This is a genomic window from Clostridioides sp. ZZV14-6009 (assembly GCF_020658095.1).
Lineage (GTDB): Bacteria > Bacillota > Clostridia > Peptostreptococcales > Peptostreptococcaceae > Clostridioides.
In genome coordinates this window covers 1-5530 of the sequence record NZ_JAGWDG010000035.1, presented here as the reverse complement: position 1 = coordinate 5530, position 5530 = coordinate 1, and the positions used below count along the sequence as shown (strand labels likewise).

At 27.5% G+C, this 5530-nt stretch carries 3 protein-coding genes; 1 reads left to right on the top strand and 2 read right to left on the bottom strand.

Annotation, left to right across the window (positions count from 1 at the left end):
• Window positions 1-785: 785 nt before the first annotated feature.
• Window positions 786-1325 carry an anaerobic ribonucleoside-triphosphate reductase activating protein gene (nrdG, locus tag KGF36_RS19735; protein WP_227830474.1) on the bottom strand — a complete coding sequence of 180 codons (540 nt, stop codon included), beginning with the start codon at window positions 1323-1325 and terminating at the stop codon, window positions 786-788.
• A gap of 21 nt (window positions 1326-1346) precedes the next feature.
• Window positions 1347-3698 carry an anaerobic ribonucleoside triphosphate reductase gene (locus KGF36_RS19730; RefSeq protein ID WP_227830475.1) on the bottom strand — a complete coding sequence of 784 codons (2352 nt, stop codon included), beginning with the start codon at window positions 3696-3698 and terminating at the stop codon, window positions 1347-1349.
• 372 nt (window positions 3699-4070) lie between these two features.
• Between KGF36_RS19730 and KGF36_RS19725 the strand changes: the two genes are divergently transcribed.
• A complete protein-coding gene (locus KGF36_RS19725; RefSeq protein WP_227830476.1) occupies window positions 4071-5255 on the top strand; it encodes a pyridoxal phosphate-dependent aminotransferase in 1185 nt (394 codons plus the stop codon).
• Window positions 5256-5530: the final 275 nt, after the last annotated feature.

Sequence of the window (5530 nt, the reverse complement as noted above, 5' to 3'; positions counted from 1 at the left end):
TATTGTTATCAAAATATCTGGCTTTATGGTTTGTTTCTTGTTTTATAAATTAACCTACTGTTTAATTTTCAAAGTTCTTTATGTTTATGCCCTTTTCTTGAGGACAAGTATTACTATACCAACTTTTTCTTTTAGAGTCAACAACTTTTTTTACATTTTTTATTTTTAAATTACCACTTTACCTCTCTATTGTAATATTATCCACATTATAAACAACTGATTCATATTGCTTTAACTTATTATATTAAATATTATCCACATTATAAACATATTTATCCACATATTACATAATTTATTATTTTTTGAATAAAGATAAATCCATATGTATAATCATTTCTCATTAGTCTGCTTATTTATATGATAAAATATGTTTACAACTTGAAAACTTTAGTTGAAAATGCTTACTTTAGTAGCAGCATTATTTTATCTCAAAAATATTAATAATAATATTAGTAGTAATAATAGTACACAAGCATATAATTTTATTAAAGTATTTATCAATACCTTAATATTTACTTCATAAATTTGTAGATTAACTAAAACGCTCACAATCTAACTAAATATTTTAGTTTCCTAGCCGAGAATCGATTAAACAATTTTTAATTTTTGAAACTCTGTCTAAAAAGAATATACATTAAAACAAACTAATATATTATAAAACCAAAACTATAACAGTTAATCTAATATAATTACATTTTATATAGCACATAATTAAACAAAAACTTTTTACATAAAAATAGACGAAGGTAAATATATTTTTATATTTACCTTCGTCTATTTACGTTCTATTCTGCTATAGATAAATCGTCTTTCATATACTGCTCAATTAAAAACACTTTTTTATACTTTAGGCTCTTCTGAACATCAATTATTCTTTGATTTGATGAACCTCTAAATTTTAAACTTATATCTTTTTTTTCATCTATAAATCTTCCGTCTACTAAAACATCAATCTGCTTTAATAGGTTCAAGTTTTTGAAATATGCACTATTTTTTTTATCTAGTAGTTGTTCAAATGTAAATCCTGTATAGGACCATACATCTAATCCAGTCTTTTTAGCTTCTTTTGCTATTTCTTCTAATGGTTCTGGTTGTAAAAATGGCTCTCCACCTGATAGTGTAATACCCTTTTGTAATTTTAGTGACTTTATCTCATTTATAATTTCTTTTGTATCCATATAAAAGCCACCACATAAATTATGTGTTTGAGGATTATGACATCCTTTACAATTATGAACACATCCTTGAGTCCATATTACCATTCTTAACCCTGGTCCATCAACTATACTGTCATGACTTATAGTAGATGACATTCTTATCTTCATAACTTATTCCTCCAAATAAAACTATCTATGTTTTACCCTATCTTTAACTTCAGCTTTTTTTGCATTATTAAATCTGTCAACTGTACCAACTAAATATCCTGTTATTCGTCTTATTCTTTCAAATTTAATATCACTTTCATCTTCATTTCTTCCACATACAGGACATATATTACTTGCTATTACTCCTGAGAAACCACATATAGGGTCTCTATCTACTGGATGATTTATACTTCCGTATCCTATACCCAAATCTTTCATTGCTTTTATGACAGTTTCAAAAGCTTCTAAGTTATCAGATGGATCTCCATCTAGTTCTACATATGTTATATGACCTGCATTAGTAAATTCATGATATGGAGCTTCTATCTCAATTTTGCCATATGCACTTATATTATAATAAACCGGAACATGGAATGAATTAGTATAATACTCTTTATCTGTAATACCTTTAATTTCTCCATATACTTTTTTGTCTATTTTAGTAAATCTTCCTGAAAGACCTTCTGCTGGAGTACCCATTAAAGAGAAATTTAATTTATATTTGTCTGTAGCTTCATCCATTTTATGTCTCATATATGATACTATTTTTAGTCCTAACTCTTGTGCTTCCTTACTTTCTCCATGATGTTTACCTGTAAGAGCAATAAGGCATTCTGCTAAACCTATAAACCCAATAGTCAATGTTCCTTGCTTTATTACTTCTTTTAATGCATCTTCTGGTCCCAAATCATCAGAATCTTTCCACACACCTTGCCCCATTAAAAATGGGAAGTTTTTCATTTTTTTATTTCCTTGAACTTCAAGACGCTCTAATAATTGTTCTATAATTAGGTCCATTTTCTCATCTAGTTCTTTAAAAAACTCATCTAAATTAGTTTTATCATTTTTTATAATTCCATGTTTTATACCTAATCTTGGAAGATTGACAGTAGTAAAAGATATATTTCCTCTGCCACTAACTGTTTCTGGTCCACATACATTACTAAGTACTCTTGTTCTACAACCCATATATGTAGCTTCTGTATCTGGATCTCCTGCTTTATAATATTTAGCATTAAAAGGAGCATCTAAAAAGCTAAAGTTAGGAAATAATCTTTTAGCTGATACCCTACATGATAACTTAAATAAATCATAATTAGGATCTTCAGGATTTAAATTTACACCTTCTTTAACCTTAAATATCAATATTGGGAAAATTGGTGTCTCTCCATTACCTAAACCTCTTTCTTGTGATAATAATAGATTCTTAGTTACCATTCTTCCTTCTTCAGAAATATCTGTTCCAAAATTTACACTTGAAAATGGTACTTGTGCACCTGCTCTAGAATGCATTGTATTTAAGTTATGTATAAATGCTTCCATAGATTGATATGTCTTTTTATCAGTTTCTTTATATGACTCTTCAAATGCAAAGTTTTGCATGTTCTTTATAAGTTCTTCATCAATATTAAATGTTTCTCTTAGTTTTTCTTTTTCAGAGTTTAAATACAATTCATCTTTTTTAAGACCAACTTTTTTATTTGTTTCTTTCTCTGTTCTATATACTATGTCCTTTATTGCTTCATTATTTTCAATTCCTTTAAACAATTTTAATGCTTTAGCTAAGTTTCCTATGTAGAATTTTTTAAATGTCTTATACACACCTTCAGACAAACCATAATCGAAAAATGGTATACTTTGACCTCCATGTTGATCATTTTGATTACTTTGTATCGCAATTGCAGCTAAAGCTCCATAACTCATTATATCTTGTGGTTCTCTTAAGAAACCGTGACCAGTTGAAAAACCATCCTCAAATAGTTTTTTAACATCTATCTGACAACAAGTTAATGTTCCCATATTTAAAAAGTCCATATCATGTATATGTATATCTCCATTATCATGTGCGAAAGAATGTTCTGGCTTTAATATATGAGTCTTACAAAATTCTTTGGATACAGTACTTCCATATTGTAACATTGTTCCCATAGCTGTATTACCATTGATATTTGCATTTTCTCTTTTTATATCAGCATCTTCTGCATCCTCAAAAGTAATTTCCTCTATTGCCTTCATTAATCTTGTTTTTGAATTTCTTATTCTACTTCTTTCAGTTCTATATACTATGTACTCTTCACTAGTTTTTGCATGACCTGTTTCTATAAGAACCTTAACTACAGAATTTTGTATGTCTTCAACACTTGGAACTGATTCAGAATATTTATGATTTAGCAACTTTATTACTTCTTGAGTTAGTTGCTCAGATAACTTATAATCAGGTACAATACCTTCTCTTTCTGCAACATTTGTTGCTGCTAAAAATATAGCTCTTGTTATTCTATCTTCATTAAATGGAATCACTCTTCCATCTCTCTTTTTTACAAACTCAACCAATTAAAAAAACCTCCTATTACTATATATTGTATTTTATTAATCTACATACCACTATATGTAGTATATTAAGTCTAAAAAAATCCCCTTCAACTAAGTTAAAGGGATTATCTTAATAATTACTATATTAAGATTACCAAATTTGTACATAATAGTCAAACTAACGCAAATCATTGCAAATACTATGTAGATATTTTGAACATCAGCGTTTGTAACAACTTTGGAAGTCAAAATTTTTTTCTCTTTTTTTTACACTAATTTTAGGCAAAAAATACTTATTTTCATATGTATTAATATATATATCTACAAATTTCCTTATGTACATTTTTCAAATTTGTCGTATAATATAAATAATAATTTAAAAGGGGGCATTTTATGTTATCAAAAAGACTAAACTTTATAACTCCATCCTATACAATAGGTATTAGTTCAAAAGTTAAAGAAATGGAAAGTGACGGAATTAAAATAATCAACCTTAGTATAGGAGAGCCTGATTTCAATGTACCTAATGTTGCAAAATCTTATGGAATTGACTCTTTAAATAAAGATTGTACTAAATATGATTTAGTTCCTGGATTGAAAATACTTAGAGAAGAAATCTGTAAAAAACTTATGGAAGAAAATAACTGTAGATATTCAATAGATGAAATAGTTATATCAAGTGGAGCTAAAAATTCTATAACAAACACTTTGCTAGCGTTAACAGATGATGGAGATGAAGTGTTATTGCCAAAACCATATTGGGTTAGTTATCCTGAAATGGTTAAATTAGTTAATGCTATTCCAGTTTTTATTGACACTAAAAAAGAAAATGGATTCAAATTAACAAAAGAAGAACTTGAAAAATCTATAACAAGCAAAACAAAAATTCTTGTAATAAATAATCCTTCAAATCCTACTGGTAGTGTCTATACAAGAGATGAGTTGATTGAAATTGTAAAAGTATGTATACAGAATAAAATATATATTTTGGCAGATGAAATATATGAAAAAATCTGTTACACTGGAAATTTCACATCAGTTGCTTCATTAAGTGAAGAAGCAAAAGATATAACTATAACTGTAAATGGTTTTTCTAAATCAGCTGCTATGACTGGATTAAGATTGGGCTATACTGCTTCTAATAAAGCCATCGCTAAAGCAATGAGCTCTATACAAGGACATCTTATATCACATCCAAGCTTAACATCACAATACATAGCATATGGAGCTTTAAAAGATTGCTCGACTGATATATATGATATGGTTAAAACATATAAATCTAGAAGAGATTTAATCACATCTAAATTAGATTCTATCGAAAATGTAGAGTATGTAAATCCACATGGTGCGTTTTATGCTTTTATAGACCTTTCTAAGATAGCTGAAAAGTTTAAATACAAAGATAGTTTTTCTATAGAATTTTGTAATCAATTTTTAGAAGAATACAATGTAGCAGTTGTTCCTGGAATAGCATTTGGTATGGATAAATATATTCGTATATCTTATGCTTGTAATGAAAATACTTTCTTGGATGGATTAGATAAATTAAAAGAATTTGTATCTAAGATAATGGCATAATAATTTTAATCAAACAATTTTTAAATATAAGATATTAGATGATAATTAATAGATTGTGTATCTATATAATATATTTAACATCGTAATTAAAAACTTAAATAAAATAAAAACCTATTGATTTTCATATCAATAGGTTTTTATTTTATTTCTTATATTAATCTAGAATTTTATTTTAAACTTTAAATCAATACGACAAATAAAAAAATTACGTGGCTACGTCCTACTCTCCCAGGCAGTTTCCCACCAAGTACCATCAGCGCTAGAGAGCTTAACTT

Coding starts and splice junctions, on each gene's coding strand:
- nrdG (WP_227830474.1), bottom strand. CDS start 1,325: ATGAAGATAAGAATGTCATCTACTATAAGTCATGACAGTATAGTTGAT.
- KGF36_RS19725 (WP_227830476.1), top strand. CDS start 4,071: ATGTTATCAAAAAGACTAAACTTTATAACTCCATCCTATACAATAGGT.